The 18,105-nt window shown below is 60.1% G+C and carries 12 protein-coding genes and 2 pseudogenes; 4 read left to right on the plus strand and 10 right to left on the minus strand.

Features of this window, described 5'->3' with window-relative positions; translation table 11 throughout:
• Positions 1–116, plus strand: a 116-nt coding sequence (locus E4U03_RS12925; protein ID WP_135011154.1) for an IS3 family transposase, incomplete at its 5' end; no start/stop codon positions are given.
• Between the two features lie 57 nt (positions 117–173).
• On the opposite strand, the gene E4U03_RS10535 is transcribed toward E4U03_RS12925, so the two are convergent.
• Both E4U03_RS10535 and E4U03_RS10540 read right to left on the minus strand, forming a co-directional pair.
• Positions 174–1,499 (minus strand): MFS transporter, encoded by a 1,326-nt coding sequence (locus tag E4U03_RS10535; RefSeq protein WP_135013674.1) that lies wholly within the window; start codon positions 1,497–1,499, stop codon positions 174–176.
• Positions 1,500–1,718: 219 nt separating this feature from the next.
• Positions 1,719–3,134: an aldehyde dehydrogenase family protein gene (locus tag E4U03_RS10540; protein WP_135013675.1), complete on the minus strand. Its 1,416-nt coding sequence runs from the start codon at positions 3,132–3,134 to the stop codon at positions 1,719–1,721.
• Between the two features lie 142 nt (positions 3,135–3,276).
• Between E4U03_RS10540 and E4U03_RS10545 the strand changes: the two genes are divergently transcribed.
• Together E4U03_RS10545 and E4U03_RS10550 are read left to right on the plus strand one after the other, a co-directional pair.
• Positions 3,277–4,236: a helix-turn-helix domain-containing protein gene (locus E4U03_RS10545; RefSeq protein WP_209304161.1), complete on the plus strand. Its 960-nt coding sequence runs from the start codon at positions 3,277–3,279 to the stop codon at positions 4,234–4,236.
• A 70-nt stretch (positions 4,237–4,306) separates the two neighbouring features.
• The gene (locus E4U03_RS10550; RefSeq protein ID WP_135013677.1) at positions 4,307–5,314 is read left to right on the plus strand and encodes an LLM class flavin-dependent oxidoreductase; all 1,008 of its coding nucleotides are present in this window, start codon (positions 4,307–4,309) and stop codon (positions 5,312–5,314) included.
• A gap of 113 nt (positions 5,315–5,427) precedes the next feature.
• Here the strand turns inward: E4U03_RS10550 and E4U03_RS10555 are convergent, their stop codons facing one another.
• The 3 genes from E4U03_RS10555 to E4U03_RS10565 all read right to left on the minus strand — a co-directional run bounded on the left by E4U03_RS10555 (position 5,428) and on the right by E4U03_RS10565 (position 8,682).
• The gene (locus E4U03_RS10555) at positions 5,428–7,713 is read right to left on the minus strand and encodes a heavy metal translocating P-type ATPase (RefSeq protein WP_228066192.1); all 2,286 of its coding nucleotides are present in this window, start codon (positions 7,711–7,713) and stop codon (positions 5,428–5,430) included.
• Positions 7,714–8,047: 334 nt separating this feature from the next.
• A complete protein-coding gene (locus E4U03_RS10560; protein WP_135013678.1) occupies positions 8,048–8,263 on the minus strand; it encodes a heavy-metal-associated domain-containing protein in 216 nt (71 codons plus the stop codon).
• Between the two features lie 83 nt (positions 8,264–8,346).
• Positions 8,347–8,682, minus strand: a complete 336-nt coding sequence (locus E4U03_RS10565; protein ID WP_135013679.1) for a metal-sensitive transcriptional regulator — start codon at positions 8,680–8,682, stop codon at positions 8,347–8,349.
• Between the two features lie 158 nt (positions 8,683–8,840).
• Here E4U03_RS10565 and E4U03_RS13420 point away from each other — a divergent pair.
• A pseudogene (locus E4U03_RS13420) lies at positions 8,841–10,946 on the plus strand (glycoside hydrolase family 15 protein).
• A 114-nt stretch (positions 10,947–11,060) separates the two neighbouring features.
• Here E4U03_RS13420 and E4U03_RS12930 read toward each other — a convergent pair.
• From E4U03_RS12930 to E4U03_RS10600, 5 genes and pseudogenes are all read right to left on the minus strand, one after another.
• A pseudogene (locus tag E4U03_RS12930) lies at positions 11,061–11,372 on the minus strand (LysE family translocator); the annotation flags it as partial.
• A 157-nt stretch (positions 11,373–11,529) separates the two neighbouring features.
• Positions 11,530–13,068, minus strand: a complete 1,539-nt coding sequence (locus tag E4U03_RS10585) for an ATP-binding protein (RefSeq protein ID WP_135013685.1) — start codon at positions 13,066–13,068, stop codon at positions 11,530–11,532.
• An 89-nt stretch (positions 13,069–13,157) separates the two neighbouring features.
• Positions 13,158–14,129, minus strand: a complete 972-nt coding sequence (locus E4U03_RS10590) for a bile acid:sodium symporter family protein (protein ID WP_135013687.1) — start codon at positions 14,127–14,129, stop codon at positions 13,158–13,160.
• A 201-nt stretch (positions 14,130–14,330) separates the two neighbouring features.
• Positions 14,331–15,764 (minus strand): M48 family metallopeptidase, encoded by a 1,434-nt coding sequence (locus E4U03_RS10595; RefSeq protein WP_209304162.1) that lies wholly within the window; start codon positions 15,762–15,764, stop codon positions 14,331–14,333.
• 1,504 nt (positions 15,765–17,268) lie between these two features.
• Positions 17,269–18,105: acetate/propionate family kinase (locus E4U03_RS10600; protein WP_135013689.1), on the minus strand; the 837-nt coding region annotated here is incomplete at its 5' end.

Here is an 18,105-nt window from a genome sequence, read left to right on the forward strand (position 1 = left end):
GTCAGGCGGTTGATGACTATATCTATTGGTATAACAACGGTAGGCTTCAGGAGCGATTAAAGGGCCTGGCTCCGATGGGGTATCGGAGCCAGGCTTTGGCAGCCCTGACGGTCTAGGATTAAACCAGTCCAACTTTCGGGGGCTAGTTCAGGTGGGTGGCGGGGGTTGAGGGCTTATGCCTCTTCGGGGTGAAGGTCAATCTCCTGGTTGCTCTTGGGTACCATGCTGACCGCAATCACTGACACCACAGCCAGTGCTGCGATGTAGATGCCAATCATCCAGGACTGGCCGGTCTGCTTCAGAATCATCTCAGCAATCATGGGGGCAAAAGCGCCACCCAGAATCGCGCCGATGGCGTAGCCAATCGAGATGCCCGAGAATCGCACGGAAGCCGGGAACATTTCGGCGTACATGGCTGACTGGGGGCCGTAGGAGGGGCCCAGACCAATGGTGAGGACGAAAATAGCCAGGGTGAAGAGGGCTGTGTTGCCACTGTCAATCAGGAACCACATGGGTACGGCCCAGAGAATCATAAAGCTGTAACCCAGCTGGAAGGTGCGTACGCGGCCAATCTTGTCGCTCATCCAGCCGCCGACCATGGTGAAGGTAAGCCAGCCTAGGCCACCAATAAGTGAGGCGGTCATGGCGTCGCCGCGGGTCATGCCCAGGGCCTTCACGCCGTAGGAGATGAAGAAGGCGATGACCAGGTAGCCTGCTGCGTTGTTGGCGATGAAGATCAGGGCTGCCAGCACAACCTCTTTGGTGTTGCCCTTAAAGAGCTGCTTGAGCGGAGCTGATTCGCGCTTCTTGAGGTTCTGCATCTCCTTGAAGACGGGGGATTCTTCAACGGAGTGGCGGATGTAGAAGCCCACCAGAATCAGGATGATGGACGACCAGAAGGGAATGCGCCAGCCAAAGCTGAGGAACTGCTCTTCGGTCAAAATGGAGTTGAGGAAGAGGTTAACCAGGGTTGCCAGAATCATGCCCAGGGGTACGCCAATCTGGGGGAAGGCTCCGAAGAAGCCGCGCTTGTTGCGGGGTGCGTGCTCCACCGACATGAGGGCGGCACCGCCCCATTCGCCGCCGGCTGAGAAGCCCTGGAGAATACGCAGCACCACGATAATGATGGGCGCTGCGATGCTGATTTGGGCGTAGGTGGGCACAAAACCGATACCGACGGTGGCGATACCCATCAGAATAAGGGTGAGCACCAGGGTGATGCGGCGGCCGAACTTGTCGCCGATGTGGCCGGCGACGATAGCGCCGAGCGGGCGGAAGATGAAGCTAATACCCAGGGACGCCCATGAAACAATCTGGGCGATAGTCTTGTCTTCGCCTTCGGGGATGAAGTACTGGGTGGCAAGAATCAGGCCTGCGGCCTGGGCGTAGATGAAGAAGTCGTACCATTCGATGGTGGTGCCGATGAGGGTGCCTGCTAACACCTTCTTTTCTTCGCGGCTGACCCGGTGACGGGTGGTGGCTGCCATGTGTGAAGACATCGGTGTCTCCTTGTGTGCGGGGGTGGATGATATGCGCCCCCGTGAGGTGGAGGTCACATTTGTTTGAAATCATATACGAAAATGTGGGGTGTGCAATAGGTTTGCGCGAGAAATTTTTTAACGCTCGGTCAGTAATTTCTAGCCGACCCCGCCCGCAGGGAGGTTAAGGACGCCTGCCCCGCCCGGGTGCGTCCGGACGGGGCAGGGGAAGGACGGGGTTTATTCGCAGATAACCTGCGGCAGGCCCATATGCTTGAGGCCCTCGACGCCAAACTCCACGCCGTAACCTGACTCCTTGATGCCGCCGAAGGGGATGCGGGGGTCAATCGCGCCGTGCTTGTTGATCCAGACGGTGCCGGCCTCAATCTTGGCGGCAACCTCGCGGGCCCGCTCAATATTCGATGACCAGACCGAGGCGCCCAGGCCCACGTTCAGCTTGTTGGCCTCTTTGAGGGCTTCCTTCAGGGTGGAGTAGCGGATAATCGGCAGGGCCGGGCCAAACTGCTCCTCAACCACCAGGGGGTTGTCCTTGTCGATATCGGCAATCAGGGTGGTGGGGTAGAAGAAGCCCTTGGCCTCTTCATCAGGGTTGCCACCCAGCAGGACGCGCGCGCCGGCGTCCTTAGCCTTCTGAACCAGGGTGGCAATGATGTCGTACTGGGCCTTGTTCTGCAGGGGGCCCAGGGCATTCTGCTCATCAAGACCTACACCCATGGGTATATTCTGGGCAACGGCAACCAGCTCGTTGCAGACCTGATCGTAGAGGGGGTCGGGCACATAGAGGCGCTTAAGAGCCGCGCAGGTCTGGCCGGTGTTGATAAAAGCACCCCAGAAAAGCCCCTCGGCGATGGCCTTGGGGTCGGCGTCATCCAGCACGATACCGGCGTCATTGCCGCCCAGCTCCAGGGTGAGGCGCTTGAGGGTGTCGGCCGTTGATCCGGCAATCTTCTTGCCGGTAGCGGTGGATCCGGTAAAGGTAATCTTATCGATGCCCGGGTGAGTGGTCATGGTAGCGCCTACCTCGGGAGTTGCCGGGATAATCTGCACAACTCCCTCGGGGAGTACGGTGTTGATTACATCAACCAGGGCCAGCACGCTCAGGGTGGTGTACTCGGACGGCTTGAGCACAATGGTGTTGCCCATGCGCAGGGCTGGGGCAATCTGCCAAATGGTAATCATGAGCGGCCAGTTCCAGGGGCCAATGCCGCCTACTACGCCAATGGGGCGGTAGTTGAGCACAGCGCGGGTCTCGCCGTCATCCACCAGGGTCTCTTCCTCCATGCCGAACGATGCGGTGGCGCGAGTCCAAGCCACGCAACCGCCCAGCTCAAACCGGGCATTGGGGCCGTTGAGGGGCTTGCCCTGCTCGCGCGACAGCAGTTCGGCCAGGGGCTCGGAGGCCTGCTCGATAACGTCCGCCATCTTCATGAGGTAGTCGCTACGCTCGGCGTGAGAGAGAGCCGCCCAGGCCGGCTGAGCCTCCCGTGCCTTGGTGACAAGCTGGTCAAGGACGTCGGTGCCCTGCTCGGGTGCCAGGCCGATAAGTTCTTCGGTGGCCGGGTCGAAAACCTCGCGGGTACCACCCGCGGTCACGCGGCTCACCAGTTCTGAGTAGGATGTAGGTAGTGACAGCATTGTCAATCTCCTTGCTGTTAAAAACGGTTACATCTATGATGTGAGTCATGGTTTTATGCGCGTTAGGCGAGCCGTGCACAGTATTTGGCGCAGTGTGCGCCCGGTCACTTGCGTGGCCGCAGGACAGCAGGAGGGTGCCCACGTGAGCCAAGAAGAAAATCGCGCAGTCTACCGCTTCAGGCAGCACCAAGAACTCAGCTTCACCGACTGGCGCGCAGGTGCGCGCGAAAGCTTTGGCGACCTGCGCATTACCTGCGATAACCCCGAAAACTTTAGTGCCAGCGTCCGTACCGCCTCCCTGGGGGATGTGGAACTCTTCGACATGACCACCTCCGCCCACAGTGTCGCCCGCACCCCCGGCGCGCACGACGCCGAACACAACGGCTACTGCAAACTCAGCCTGCAACTCGACGGCGAAGCCGTGCTCACTCAGGACGGGCGCACCTGCCGCCTGCGCCCTGGCGACCTGGCCCTCTATGTGATCAAGCGCCCCTACCAGCTCGAATACCCCGGCCAGCAGCGCAGTCTCATCGTGCTCTTCCCGCAAAACTTCGTGCACCTGGGGGCCGACTATGTACGGGTCATTACTGCCACCCCCGTCTCTGATCAGCAGGGGCTCGGAAAATTCGCCGTGCCCCTCTTTGAGCAGCTCGCAGCTAACCTTGACGAACTTAGCGGCCCCCATGCTCTGGCTCTCGTACGCTCAGCCCTCGAAATGCTTATTACTGTCATGGCGGCAGAATCAAACGAAGCCGGGCGCTCGCCGGGCAATATGCTCTTTCACCAGGCTGTCGCCTATATTGAAGAGCACCTGGGTGACCCTGACCTGGGCCCCGGTAAAATCGCTGACGCTCTCTACATCTCCCTGAGACAGTTGCACGGCAGGTTTGCGGACAATCAGCAGACCGTCTCTACCTACATCCGCACCCGCCGTCTGGAGTGCATTCGAGAAGATCTGGCTAACCCCCTTTACCGCGGGGATTCGGTGCAGACCATCAGTGCCCGCTATGCCTTGTTTGATCCCTCGCATGTGAGTAAGGCTTTTAAGGCTGAATACGGTGAATCACCATCGGCCTATCGGGCGAGAATGCTGGCTAGCTAGCCTGTCGCCCGCAATGCTTTCCTGGTAAAGTAATGCCTGTAAGGGCAATCAACCTGAAAGGCATACAACCATGGCACCTAAAATAGGCTTCCTCTCCTTTGGCCACTACGGCGACTACCCCGGCTCCAAAACCCGCACGGGCGCCAACATGCTCCACCAGGCCATCGACCTGGCTGTCGGCGCTGAAGAAATCGGGCTGGACGGGGCCTTCTACCGCGTCCATCACTTCGCCCAGCAGCAGATGTCCCCCTTCCCCCTGCTGGCTGCCGCAGGGGCCCGCACCTCCACCATCGAGCTGGGCACCGGCGTCATCGACATGCGCTACGAAAACCCGCTCTACATGGCAGAACAGGCCGCCATGGTCGACCTGATTGCCGGTAACGAGCGCCTACAGCTGGGTATCTCCCGCGGGTCACCCGAAACCGTCTACAAGGGCTTTGCTCACTTCGGCTACCTGCCCGCTGAGGGTGAGGACGAGTCTGACATGGCCCGCCGCCACACCGCCCTCTTCCGTGAGGCTATCGCCGGTAAGGGCATCGCACAGAGCGTTTCTGACCCCACCCAGCTTGACCCGATTACGCCCCAGTCACCCGGCCTGCCCCGCCGCATCTGGTGGGGTGCTGGCACCCGCGACACCGCCCGCTGGACCGGCGAGCAGGGAATGAACCTTATGTCTTCCACCCTGCTGCTGGAAGACACCGGCGTGCCCTTTGACCAGCTGCAGGCCGAACAGCTGCGTATCTTCAAGCAAGCATGGGCGGACGCCGGGCACGAGGGCACTCCGCGTACCTCGGTATCGCGCTCGATTATTCCGATTATTGACGAGCAGAGTAACTACTACTTCGGCCTGCGCGCCCAGGCTGAGGGCCAGGACCAGGTCGGTATCCTGGACGGCGCCGTCTCCCGCTTCGGTAAGAGCTACATTGGTGAGCCCGACAAAATCGCCGAGGAGCTGGCCCAGGACGAGGCTGTGGCCGAGGCAGACACCCTGCTGGTGACGATCCCCAACATGCTGGGAGTGGACTTCAACCTGCGCCAGCTGCAGGCCATCGTCCGCGATATTATGCCCGCCCTCTAGCCCCTTCCCACCCCTAGTAAGGGGACCTCATTTCTTAAAAAGGACCGCATATTATGCGGTTCTTTTTAAGTTTTGCGGTCCCCTCGATGCGAGCAGGGGGCGGACGCCCGGGGTTAAGAGAAGCGGAGCAGGCGGGCGGAGTTAAGCACCACGAATACCGACGAGAAAGCCATGGCCGCTGCCGCAATCATGGGGTTAAGCAGGCCCGCAGCCGCCACCGGAATCGCCACCGTATTGTAGGCAAACGCCCAAAACAGGTTGCTCTTAATCAGGCGCAGGGTAGCCCGCGAAAGCCGAATCGCCGTCGGCAGTGAGCCCAGGTCACTGCGAACAACGGTCATATCGGCAGCCTCCATGGCCACGTCGGTGCCCGACCCCATGGCTACGCCCACGTCCGCCTGGGCCAGGGCGGCGGCATCGTTTACGCCGTCGCCCACCATGGCAACCCCGGCCCCGCCCTCCTGCAGGCGGGTAATGGTAGCCAGCTTGTCGGAGGGGCTGACCCCCGCATGGACGTCAGCCGGGGCGATACCCACCTCGGCCGCCACGGCACGGGCGACAGGCTCGGCATCCCCGGTTAGCAGAACCGGGGTAAGACCCAGGGCCCGCAGCTCGGCCAGGGCCTCGGACGCACCGGCCTTGGGGGTATCGTGCAGGGCCAGCAGGCCGACGGGCTGCCCCCCGATAGCGAGGACGACGGTGGTGCGCCCAGCTTCCTGCTCGGTAAGCAGGACGTGGGTTTGGGTTTCGTTCAACTCGATACCCTCAGCGGTAAGGAAGCTAGGCTGGCCCACCAGCACAGTGACCTCCCGGCTCTCACCTGCGGAAACCTCTTCTTGCAGGGTGGCCCGCACGCCTCCGCCGGGGGAGGAGGCAAAATCAGTGACCTGCGGTAGGGCCTGCCCCCGCAGGTGCGCCTCAGCCTGAGCCGCCTGAGTAATAGCCCGGGCAATGGGGTGCTCCGAGCGAGACTCAGCTGCCCCGGCCAGCGCCAGCAGGCGGGCGACGTCCTGGCCCCCAGAGCCTGCCAGAGGAATCACCTCAGCCAGAGCCAGGGCCCCGGTGGTCACGGTGCCGGTCTTATCGAGCACCACGGTGGTCAGGCGCTTAGTAGATTCAAGCACCTGGGCCGATCGAATCAGAATACCCAGCTGGGACCCACGCGAAGTACCCGCCAACAGGGCCGTTGGGGTTGCCAGGCCCAGGGCGCAAGGGCAGGCAATAACCAGCACCGACACCGCAGCGGTAAAAGCCGCATTGACATCGCCGGTCACCAGCAACCAGCCGACCAGGGTCGTCAGGGCCAGGGCAATCACCACCGGCACAAAAACCGCAGAAACCCGGTCAGCCAGGCGGGCAATAGGGGCCTTAGTAGACTGAGCCTCCGCCACGGTGCGACTCATCTGGGCCAGCACAGTATCGGCCCCCACCCGGGTCGCCTGCACCGTCAGCGAACCCGACGTGTTGATGGTTGCGCCAACGACGGCGTCCCCCACCCCCACCTCAACCGGCACGGATTCGCCGGTCAGCAGGGAGGCGTCCACCGCCGAGCGTCCCTCAACAACCTCACCATCCACCGCAATCTTCTCGCCGGGTCGCACTAAAAACAGGTCACCGGGGAGCAGATTCTTGACGGGAATCTGCACTTCCCTCCCGCCCTGCAGAACCGTGGCAGACTTAGCCCCCAGGTTCAGCAGAGCCCGCAGGGCCTGGGACGAGCGCTGGGCGGTGCGGTGCTCAATCTGCCGCCCAGCCAACAAAAAGAGAGTAATCATGGCCGCCGCATCAAAGTAGAGCATGTGGTCCATGCCGTGGCTGCCAGGCGAGGACGCCCCGTGCCCGGCATGGGCGGTCATAGCCGGGTCGATAAGGAGCTGCCAGAGCGAAAAAGCGTAAGAAGCGATAACACCCAGGGAAATCAGGGTATCCATGGTGAAAGAACCGTGCCGCAGATTAGTCCAGGCCGGGCGGTGGAAAGGCAGGGCCGCCCAGGTCGCCACCGGCAGGGTTAGAGCGGCAACCACCCAGCCCCAGTGAGGGAACTGGAAAGCAGCAAACATAGACATCAGAAACACCGGCAGGGTAAAGACCGCCGCCACCCATAGACGCGGGGTGAGTGAATCCTGCCCAGCCTCCTCAGCCTGCTCGACGGCGTCCTGCTTCAAGCTCGCCGTGTACCCGGCCTTCTCAATCGTCTCAATCAGCTGCTGGTCAGTGACCGAAGCAGGCGCAACCACACGGGCGGTTTCCAGCGGAAGATTGACCGAGGGATCCACCCCAATTTTCTTGAGCTTGCGCTCCACCCGCCCCACACAGGACGCGCAGGTCATACCCCCCACATTTAGATTCACGATACGGGTGTCACCGGTGAAAACCTCAGCGGTGGATTGGGTTGGCATGACGCCTTCTTTCACTTGATGTGTCTGTTGTGTTTAGTGCCTGGGGCTGGGCGCATATCGCGAGCTTTGGAGGGCGGCTTTGCCCAGCGACCCTCTTGCTCCTCGCCTGGGGGCTCGTCGCAATTCACGCCAGCCCCGGAGCCAGCTGGGCGCTAGCCGCCCTCCGTCGCCCGCGGGTGCGGGCGTGCGTCGGCAGCCAACTGGCTGGGTCTGGCATGAATCGCGCGCGAGCTTGCGAGCCCGCGAGAAGGTTAGTTGGCAGAGACGCGCGTCCGCACCCACGGGGAAATGCTCGTCCCCGTAGGCAAGGCCTCCCCCAGAGCTCGCTAGAAGATTAGCTGATGGGGGTGAAGCCGGCTTCTTCGATAGCGGCTGAGACGGCGGCGGCGTCCAGGTCGCCGGTGTGGTTGATGGTGACGGTGGATTCGCCGTCCTTGACCACGTCGACCTCTACGCCGGTGACGTTCTCAATTTCTTCGATTTCTTCGCGCATGCTCATGGCGCAGTGGTTGCAGGTGAGGCCGGTTGCTTTGACGATGGTTGCTGACATGGGTTTTCTCCTTGTGGGTGTGAGGCGCGGACGCCTGTACTTGGGTGGCGGGAGTCGGTTGATTCCCTGCCGGGTTTGGGGTTCTAGCTTTTGATGAGACGGGTGATAGCTGCCATTGCTTCGCTGATTTTGTCGTCGAGGGGGGCGGTGTCGCCGGTGGCTTCTGCTTGGGTGGCGGCGTCGACGACGCAGTGCCGAACGTGGTCTTCTAGGAGCTGGATGGAGACGCTGTGCAGGGCCTTGTTGATGGCAGAGACCTGGGTGAGGATGTCGATGCAGTAGACGTCCTCGTCGACCATGCGCTGGATGCCGCGTACCTGCCCCTCGATGCGGCGCAGGCGCTTGAGGTAGGCATCCTTGTCGGCGGTGTAGCCGTGGTGGTGTTCTGCCTGGTGGGTTGCGCAGTGTTCTTCGCTCATGCCTTTAACATATACCCCCTGGGGGTATGCCCACAAGGGGGGCAGATCCTTGAATGTCATCGAAATTTTCATAGGTGCGGGCAAAGAACGCACTTATGAAAATTTCGATGACCTTCAGCGCCACCGGCCGATACTAAGCGCCCTGTTAGACTGGTGCTATGGCTTCTTTCATCGAGGATTACGCCCTGCTCTCAGACATGAACACCGGCGCGCTGGTTTCCCGCACCGGTTCCATTGACTGGTTCTGCGCCCCGCGCTTTGACTCCCGCGCGGTCTTTGCCGCCCTTCTGGGGGAGCGGGAGCACGGACGCTGGCTGCTGGCCCCCCTCGAGTCGGTCAACCCCGCCCCGGTGGAAGAGATCCGCACGGAGCGTTCCTACCGCGAGAACACCTTTATTCTGCAGACCGTCTGGTTTGTGGGGAACGCGTCGGTGCGCGTCACCGAGTTTATGCCGCTTTCGGGTGGCGCCACGATTGTGCGCAACGTGGAGGGCTTGACCGGTGAGATTACCATGTATCACGAGCTTGCCCTGCGCTTTGACTACGGTAAGACGATTCCCTGGGTTACCCGCTATGAGGGGGTGGACGCCACCGGCGCCCCCGACCCGTCCGCCGACATGCTGGTGGGTATGGCTGGCCCCCATGCCCTGGTCTTCCGGGGCGATTCCCTGCCTGAAGGTGACCCCGAATCTAAGGCCGAAACCTTCACTGTTTCTGCTGGTCAGAGTTATATTTTTACCCTGTCTTACTTTGCGTCTAACCACAATCCGCCTGCCCCGGTGGACTACCCCACGGCCCTGACCTACACCCAGGAGCAGTGGCAGGAGTGGTCCGATCTCTGCAGCCCCGCAGACTCCCTGCTAGAGGCAGAGGGGCAGGACGCCGCCCTCGCCCACCTGCCCGAGGGCGGGCAGGTGCCCACCGGCGTCCGCGCATCTGAGCAGGCACAGCAAGCGCCCGCTACTATTTTGGCGGTACGCGAGGTTGAAGAGCTAGAAGAAGCTAAGACCTCATCAATTCTGCTGGAAACCGGCTCTAACACCGCCGCTCCCGAGGTCGATGAAGCCACCTACCATGAGCTAGCCCAAACGGCTGCGAGCCAGGTTGTTGCCCCCACCGCCGAGGACCACCGCGAAGAAGCCAACGCCCGCTACCGGGAAGCCCGCCTGCGGTCCCTGCTGGTCTTGCGCGCCCTGATCTCCCGTGAAACCGGTGCTCTGGTCGCCTCCGTGACCACCTCCCTGCCCGAAGTCATTGGGGGTAAACGCAACTACGACTTCCGTTTCACCTGGCTGCGCGATGTCTCTATGGCCATGGACGTAACCCTCACCCACGGCCACGAGCGTGAGACCGCCCAGCTGCGTAACTGGATCCTGCGAGCCCTAGCCAACAACCCGCGCCGCATTCACGCGGTCTACGGCCTGGCTGGCGAAAAGGACGACATCGAGCGCCGCCTCGCCCTGCCCGGCTACGAGGGGTCCCAGCCGGTGAGAAGCGGCAACGGCTCGGGCGACCAGTTCCAGGGGGACGCCCTGGGCTAGGTGCTCGTTACCTTCGCCAACCTGCGCGAAGCGGGCGTAGCAGAAGACCACCTCTCTTGGCCTATCCAGAAGGCCCTGCTCAACGCCGCCACCGAACGCATCGGCGACACCGACCGCTCCATGTGGGAGGCCTTCGGTGAACCTGCCGTCTACACCCACTCCCAGGCTATGCTCTGGGCAGCCTTTGACGCCGGTGTTTCCGCTGTGCGCGACTTCGGGCTCGACGGGGACGCCGCCACCTGGGAACACTGCCGCGACGCCGTTGCAGATGAAATCCTGAGCCGCGGCTTCAACGCTGACCTGGGCTGCTTCGTCTCAACCTACGGCGGCACCGCCGTGGACGCCTCCCTGCTGCAACTACCCCAGATTGGGCTCGTAGACTGGGATGACCCCCGCATGCTGGCAACCGTTGAACGTATTGAAGCGACCATTCGCCACTCCTCGGGCATGATTTACCGCTACGACAACTCCGACTCCCAAGACGGCTTTGAGGGGCAGGACAACCCCCACTTCATCTCCTCCCTCTGGCTGGCAGAGCAGTACATCCACTCCGGCCGGGAGGCGGACGGACGCGCCCTCATCGACACCGTCCTGGACTGCGCCAGCGACCTGGGGCTGATGAGCGCCGAGTACGACTTTGAACAGCAACGCCTCACCGGCAACTTCCCCCAGGCCCTGGCTCATATCTCTCTGATTCGGGCTGTGGAGGCGTTGGGGCTGTAGGCAGGCCCCACCCACCCCTGGGTAGGTACCATCTAAATCAGAAAAACCCACGAACCAGATGGGTTTTTCTGATTTAGATGGTCCTTTCTGGTTATGCACACCGCCCAGGGTGCCCTAGAGCAACTTGTGCGCCGCCTCCACCAAAATCAGTACGCCAAAGACCAGTAGCACTGACCCTGCGATGCCGTCGATGACGAGGGTGGCTCGCGGGTGTAGCAGCCATTTCATAGCCAGTGAGGCCAGCGAAATGATGAGGGTAAACCAGAGTACGTTAATGCCGCCGTGGATGAGGGCTAGCAGGCTGCCCATGATGAAGGGGTGCACGCTGGCTACCATAAAGGGCGGCACGCTGGCGATGTAGAAGACCGCGATTTTGGGGTTGAGAATGTTGGCGATGAAGCCCGCGAGAAAATCCTTACCCACCCTGTGTTTGCTCGCGGCAGGGGGTCCGCACCGGAAACCTGTGGGTGAGTGAGCCCCTGGGCCGCTGCCGGGTTTTTGCGGTGCTTCGGGTAAGTTCGGAGCAGGACGCCGCCGCCCGCCTCCTCGTTGATATTCTGCGGGAGCTGAACCCGGCGTCGTCTTAACCCACCCAGCGGTAGCCGGTTCCCTTGCGTCCTCGCTCACCCACCATCGCAACTAGGCCTGCCTCAAGGAGCTGCTCTACAGCGTAGCGAACCTGGGCGGGGCTGAGCCCGGTCTCGTCGGCAAGCTGAGCACGCGTCAGCACCTGACCGGATGCAAGAGACTGCGCAATAAGGGGGGTATTCTTGCCGACTCCCTGGGGTAGAACCGGGGCAGGAGATGAGGGGTACACGCTAGGGCGATGTGTCGGCACAGGAGATGCTGGCTGTTCCTGGCGGGCAGGCAGGGGGTGCTCTGCAAACCAGAGAACTACCCGAAATTTGACCCCAGTATCGGTGAAAATAGGTGTGGGTGCCCCTACCGCTTCAAGGGCCTGCTGGACCTCCCGAATCCCTCCGCCCTCGCCCTCAATAACCCGAGCCCCATCTGAGGTTTCACTGTTCTTCATCAGGTGATAGAGCCTCTGATTGACCGCTGCCTGAGCATGTTCTTCGCTCAGGAGCTGGTGGGTGGACAGGCCGCGCAATCCACCGGGGCTCTCAACGATGAGGCACCGCTCTGTGATGCGGACCTGCACAGATTTGCCGGTGCTGAGTGTCAGGGGGCTCAGGTCACGGTGAACCAGGGCGTTGGCAATGACTTCACGCACTGCGGTCATGGGGAGAACTGTTTGATCGTAGAGGTCCCCACTGCCGTTGTAGACCTGGTAGGTGGGGAGGTTGGCCTCCACCCAGTTCGTGAGGTCCGCAAGCAGGTCAGGTACGGCTCCATCGAAATGTTCAAGATTGCGGCTTCGAGACGTGCCGTTGCGGGTGGTGAGGACGGCGGCGGTCACCCCGAGCGCAGGTTCAGGGCCCTGCGGGTAAAAACCTAGTCCGTACAAACCCGCTACAGTGGGGGTGCCCTGGGGGTCTAAGACACCTGTTGCCCTGAGAATATCTTCGTCCTCTAGCTGTCGCATACGCCTGCTGCTTGCCCGGGTATGCTCCAGGTAGCTCTTGACGAGCTGGGGGTTTAAATCTGCCCTGGTGCTGTTGGGAGCAGGCTGGGCATCATAGCGAACGTGCTCAGAAGTATGGAGTTTAGCAATCTCAATCATGCGTAGCTCCACGGGGTTCATGGCGTAGTCACCGTCTGACTGGCGAAGATACGATACACCCTTGTAGGTGGCAGGCTCGTCTGTAATGGGGAGCCCCTGGACTTCAACAATGAGTACGGTAGTGGGCTCATCCTCTTCTGGGGAGAGGGAAGTGAACTCTAGATACGGGGCCGGAGTAACATCGTTTCGGTTATGTGCAGCAATCGCTGCTTCAAGCTGGGCAACCTGGGGTACCCCGGTAACGGTGAACCCTGCCTTCTCGTCGACACCTAGAATAATAGTTCCGCCACTAGGCATATTGGCAAAGGCGCAGAGGGTTTCCCCTAGGCGGGTCGGCATGCCTCCCTGGGCTTTCTTGACTTCAATGGCGGTGGTGTCACCTTGGCGCTGACGTAGCTGTTTGAGGGTTTCGGTAAGGCGTTCGGATGTCCAGGTCATGGTTAAAGCATGGGGATGTCATAGTGAAAAGTCAACATCATTGCTAACCATGATGGCTATTTTCACCATGACAGTCACTATGATTTTCGCTATGAAGCTTGGGTCTGCCTGCCCCAGCGGGCGGCCTTGGCGGCGCAAATCATGAGCTGCACCTGGTGGAAAATCATGAGCGGCAGAATGAGGGCACCCACGGCTCCGCCCCCGAAAATTACCGCTGCCATGGGTAGTCCGGTTGCCAGGGACTTCTTTGAGCCGCAGAACTGCACCGCCACCCGGTCGCCGTAGCTAAAGCCCAGCTTCTTTGAGACAACCCCGCTGAGCCAGAGCAGGAACTCCACCAGGGCAATAGACAGAAGAACCAGGAGCAGAATCTGCCAGGGGCTGATGCGGGTCCAGATGCCCTGTACAATGCCATCCGAAAAAGCCGCGTAGACCACCATGGCAATGGAGAGACGGTCAACGTGCTTGGTGAGCTTGTTCTTGGCTATGTCGCCCACCCAGCGGCGTAGGAGCTGCCCCAGTACGAAGGGCAGCAGTAGCTGGAGTGCGATATCGCCAAAAACGGAGCCTGAGATGGTGAGCTGATCGCTCTGCATCAGCAACATGACCAGCAGGGGAGTGGCTATCACGCCCACGATATTTGAGGCACTCGCGCTAACAATTGCCCCTGCCACATTGCCCTTGGCGATAGAGGTGAAAGCCACTGAGGACTGCACAGTGGACGGCACCAGGGTCATAAAGAGTAGACCCAGGTAGAGCTCCCGGCCGATAATTCCCTGGATGGGGTAGAGGGCTAGGCCAATGAGCGGGAAGATGAGGTAGGTAAAGCCCAGAATGGTGCTGTGGAGCCGCCAGTTTTTCAGGCCCTGCAGGGCCTCCTGGGGTGAGAGCCGGGCGCCGTAGAGGAAGAAGAGCAGGCCGATAGCGATTTTGGTGGCTACGCTGAACCCTTCGGCGAAGTCCCCGCGCGCCGGGAAGATAATCGCCAGGGCAACGGCGAGCAGAATCAGGGTAATCAGCGGGTTGGGGCGCCAGGAACGCAATTTCTGGGGTAGGGCCATTTAGCCCATTCTACTCTTTGCCTTTTTCAGCCTCGTACCACTTAGCGCCGCCGCGCGCGGCTAGAACCAGGGCGACAATACCTGCGATAGCGTAGAGAAAACCCATGGGGCTCACCTTCTTCCTTGAGGGCTAATAAACCCCACCTTAACCCGTGCCTATGATTTGGGCAATAGGTTGGGGTGGGGTTTTAGTGTCGAGGGTTAGCTCTGGTCAGCGGGCGGGTTGTCCGGGGCGGCCGCCGGTCGCTCACCTTCCCGAGGCGTAGTACCTGGGCTGCTACCGGCGTCCTGACCCTGCTGCTCAGGTGACTGGCCAGGTGCCTGCTGGGTGCCCTGCGGTGAGGGGGTGCCGAAGCTGTTCCAGGGGGTACGCTGGCGGTACTGTGGGGGTACCCAGCCGGTGTAGAGCATGTCGCCTACCGTGCGGTCGCGGTACTGGGCTGGGGGGCGGTAGGTGGTGTTGACTGAACCCCAGTGCTGGTTGTCGGCGCGTTCGGGGTAGGTGGCCAGGTGGTCGGTGGCCTGTAGGGGGTCGGCCCAGGCTTCGGCGGGCTCAGCTGCCGGAATCATGGAGAGCGGGTAGGGCGGGTTGTTCTTGGGGCGCCAGATCAGGCGGCCGGGCTCGGTGCGGTCGCGCAGGGCGTGGGCGCGCCAGGTCACCGGCGGGTGGGTGGAGCCGATGTTTGCGAACCAGGTGAAGAAGCCGCGCTCGTAGACGGCCCGGTTGGCCAGTTCGTGGAAGTTCACGTCGTTCATCAGGTACTTACCGGCGGCGAGTACGGTGGTGGTGGTTTCGGCGCCGTCGGGGGCGTAGCGGTAGCCGAAGTTGTCGGCGGTGTATTCCTGGGTGCGGGAGAGCAGGTTGCCGAGGATCGGAATCTGCATGAAGAAGCTGGTGAAAATCAGGCGGAAGTAGCTGACGTGACCGGCGGCGATATGCCCCACCTCGTGCCCGATGATGAAGCGCAGGGCCTCGGGGTTGCGGGCTGCGCCACCGATTTCGAAGAGGTCGGAGTAGATGGCGATGAAGCGGCGGTGCCCATGGCCCGAGGCGAAGGCGTTGATTTGGCCGTTGCCGAGTACGACGTAGGCGTCGGGCACGCGGCGCAGGCCGGCGGCGTGGGCGGCTTCAACAACCATCTGGTAGGCCTCGGGGAACTGGGTGGGGGTAATACGCACCCCGCTGAGACGTAGCTGGCCGTACATGGCACCGCGTACGAAGAAGATGCCCAGGGGCAGGTAGATAGCGATGGCGATGAGTTGGCCGACCAGGTTACTGATTTGGTAGTTGACGAAGTCGCCCCCCAGCACACTGCTGAAGAGTGAGTAGATGAGGTAGATACCGCCGCCCACGTAGAGCATGATGGTGAGCGCGTAGGCCATGACGACCAGGGGCAGTTCCGCAGGGTGGCGCAGTGCATTGAGGAACTTGAAGGGCAGCAGGGATTGGAAGCCGAAGAGCTTGGGCGCGGGCAGGGGCGAGAGGGGCCGCTGGCGCATGTCTTCGGGTAGCCAGCCGTCGCTGAGGTCGTTGGGTAGGGGCTGGGTGAGGCCTTGTTCATTGATGTGCGCGGACGCCTGTGGGCCGGGTTGCTGCGGGTAGGGCGGGGTGGTGCCGGGGTTGTTCTCACTCATGCGATTTCCTGCTGGTTAGGCGGTGTGTTCTGGTTCAACAGTAGCAAGAAAAGCCTGATGTTTCAGATGGACCTGACTCGATATTTTATCTTGTGATATTAGCTTTTCACCTATTTTTTAAAAAACGTTCTTAGTTTGAGTTATCGTATGGGCAAGTAGGAAAATGACTGTAGTAAGTAAGAAAAGGATTTGAAAAAAATATTTTTTTTGCATGGCTTGGTGGCTTACTAGGGAGTGTAAGATGCTAAAAATATTTAAAATTAGCATGGGCACTATAAGGAAAGGGGCAAAATATGCGACTATAGTCCCTATTCCCTGCACGTGGATGAGGAGAGGGAGACCTTCTTTCTTCATTTGTTTTGTCATGGGGCAAAATCCTTTGCTGATAATGATTTGGGCCAGCAGAGTTTATGGTGAAGCTCTGCTGGTGCCGGAAAACGGTGAACGTGAGTCTGGAAAAACTAATTCATTGAGCGGCCTTGTCTATAAATCTAGCTCTAAAGAACAGAACAGCTCGTATCCTGGGTAGTTATTCCATTGATGTAACCGTGCAGGCGAGTACACAGGTTTTGCGCAAGTACTCCATTCCAAACAATGCTAAATGAGTAGTTTGCCATCATATTGGCTCGTCTGGTAGCTACTATGTGGGAGATATGTGTGCCTGAATTATTGAAAGAATATGTAGTACCGGGTAGGGAGGTGGACGCATAGTGGTTAAGTATTTCTGCGCTTACGACTTTGCCCCGATGCTCACACCATCTTCCTTCAACGGTAACAGTTCGAACTCTTTGGTTGAAGGCATTGTAGCCTCCGCTGGTTGCAGCACCGCTTCTGCAGTAGGGTAATGTGGCTGAGGGGGTGAAAGGGGCTCCTGCTGGTAATGGTTTTTCCCCTGCTGTGTAAGTCTCCCAGTGTGCTAGTGGTGAAAATTCAACAAATGTTTCTTTCTCGTGTGTAACAGTAGTATATTTATCCACGGCCATTCTCTCAATGGCGGTGAGTTGGCTGTAAGATAAACTGGGATTAGGGCTATTCGATAAATCCTCAATCAATTTTAGTGTTTCTGCAGTATTCGGGACGCTCTGTTTGTCAATTGACTGTATTTCGCTAATCTTGATTTCATTCGGAAACGCAGAACTTGCTTCCGCTGCTGTGACGTCACTTATAGTGAAGGTTGTTAATAATACTGCGGTAGTGGCAATAAGTTTAGAAACAAATTAAGTTTTCACCTGAGGTACTCCTTGAGTGCTTGGTCAGCCGTCTTTGGCTGAGACTTGGGGATCAAGAGTGAGTTCTTGTGCTTCTGACTTTAATACCATGGCTAAATCCTGTCAAGAAGTTATCTAAAAAAAATCGATAGGTTTTTCAAGAGTCTCTTCGGGGTGCTCCTAGCCTTGTGGGCCTTGCTACCTGGATAGAAACGAAAAGCGGGGTTTCCTTCGAAACACAGTAAAGACCGTAGTTCGAAAGAAACCCCGCCCTATCAGCGGTGAGGCCCTAAAACTTAGGCAACCAGAGCCTCGGTAGCCTCAGCGATAGCCTTTTCCTCGTTGGTGGGAACGACCAGTACGGGGATAGCTGAGTCCTCGGTGGAGATGATGCGGGGCTCGTCGCCACGTACCTTGTTGGCTTCGGCGTCCAGCTTGATGCCCAGGGCGCCCAGGCGCTCAACAGCTAGCTCACGGAACTGGTGGGAGTTCTCACCAATACCTGCGGTGAAGACCAGGGCCTTAGCACCACCAACAGCTACATGGTAGGCGCCAATGTACTTAGCCAGGCGGTAGGAAGTCATGTCCAGGGCCAGCTTGGCGCGCTCGTCCCCAGCTTCCATAGCCTCAACCACGGCGCGCATGTCGTTGTTGCCAGCGATAGCGAGCAGGCCGGACTCCTTGTTCAGCAGGGAGTCCATCTTAGCGGGGGTCATTTCGGGGTCGCGCATCATGATGGAGGTCAACACGGAGGGGTCAATATCGCCGGAGCGGGTACCCATGACCAGGCCAGCCAGGGGGGTGTAGCCCATGGAGGTATCCAGGCACTTACCGCCCTCAACAGCGGTGACGGACGCGCCGTTACCCAGGTGGGCGATAACGCCGTTGAATTCGGAGCGGTCCAGGCCCAGGAAGTCAGCGGCAATGCCGGTGACGTAGTCGTGGCTGGTGCCGTGGAAGCCGTAGCGGCGCACGCCGTACTTCTCAACCAGTTCTTCGGGAACAGTGTAGCGGTAGACGTGCTCGGGCATGGTGCCGTGGAAAGCGGTGTCGAATACGGCAACCATGGGGACGCCGGGGTAGGTTTCCTGGGCTGCCTTCAGACCCAGCACGTGGGCGGGGTTGTGCAGGGG

The sequence above is a fragment of the Rothia nasimurium genome (assembly GCF_004569295.1).
GTDB classification, from domain to species: Bacteria; Actinomycetota; Actinomycetes; order Actinomycetales; family Micrococcaceae; genus Rothia; species Rothia nasimurium_B.

Excerpts from the sequence above, each read along its gene's own strand:
- E4U03_RS10535 (WP_135013674.1), bottom strand. The coding sequence starts at position 1,499 with ATGTCTTCACACATGGCAGCCACCACCCGTCACCGGGTCAGCCGCGAA.
- E4U03_RS10540 (WP_135013675.1), bottom strand. The coding sequence starts at position 3,134 with ATGCTGTCACTACCTACATCCTACTCAGAACTGGTGAGCCGCGTGACC.
- E4U03_RS10550 (WP_135013677.1), top strand. The coding sequence starts at position 4,307 with ATGGCACCTAAAATAGGCTTCCTCTCCTTTGGCCACTACGGCGACTAC.
- E4U03_RS10555 (WP_228066192.1), bottom strand. The coding sequence starts at position 7,713 with ATGCCAACCCAATCCACCGCTGAGGTTTTCACCGGTGACACCCGTATC.
- E4U03_RS10560 (WP_135013678.1), bottom strand. The coding sequence starts at position 8,263 with ATGTCAGCAACCATCGTCAAAGCAACCGGCCTCACCTGCAACCACTGC.
- E4U03_RS10565 (WP_135013679.1), bottom strand. The coding sequence starts at position 8,682 with ATGAGCGAAGAACACTGCGCAACCCACCAGGCAGAACACCACCACGGC.
- E4U03_RS10585 (WP_135013685.1), bottom strand. The coding sequence starts at position 13,068 with ATGACCTGGACATCCGAACGCCTTACCGAAACCCTCAAACAGCTACGT.
- E4U03_RS10590 (WP_135013687.1), bottom strand. The coding sequence starts at position 14,129 with ATGGCCCTACCCCAGAAATTGCGTTCCTGGCGCCCCAACCCGCTGATT.
- E4U03_RS10595 (WP_209304162.1), bottom strand. The coding sequence starts at position 15,764 with ATGAGTGAGAACAACCCCGGCACCACCCCGCCCTACCCGCAGCAACCC.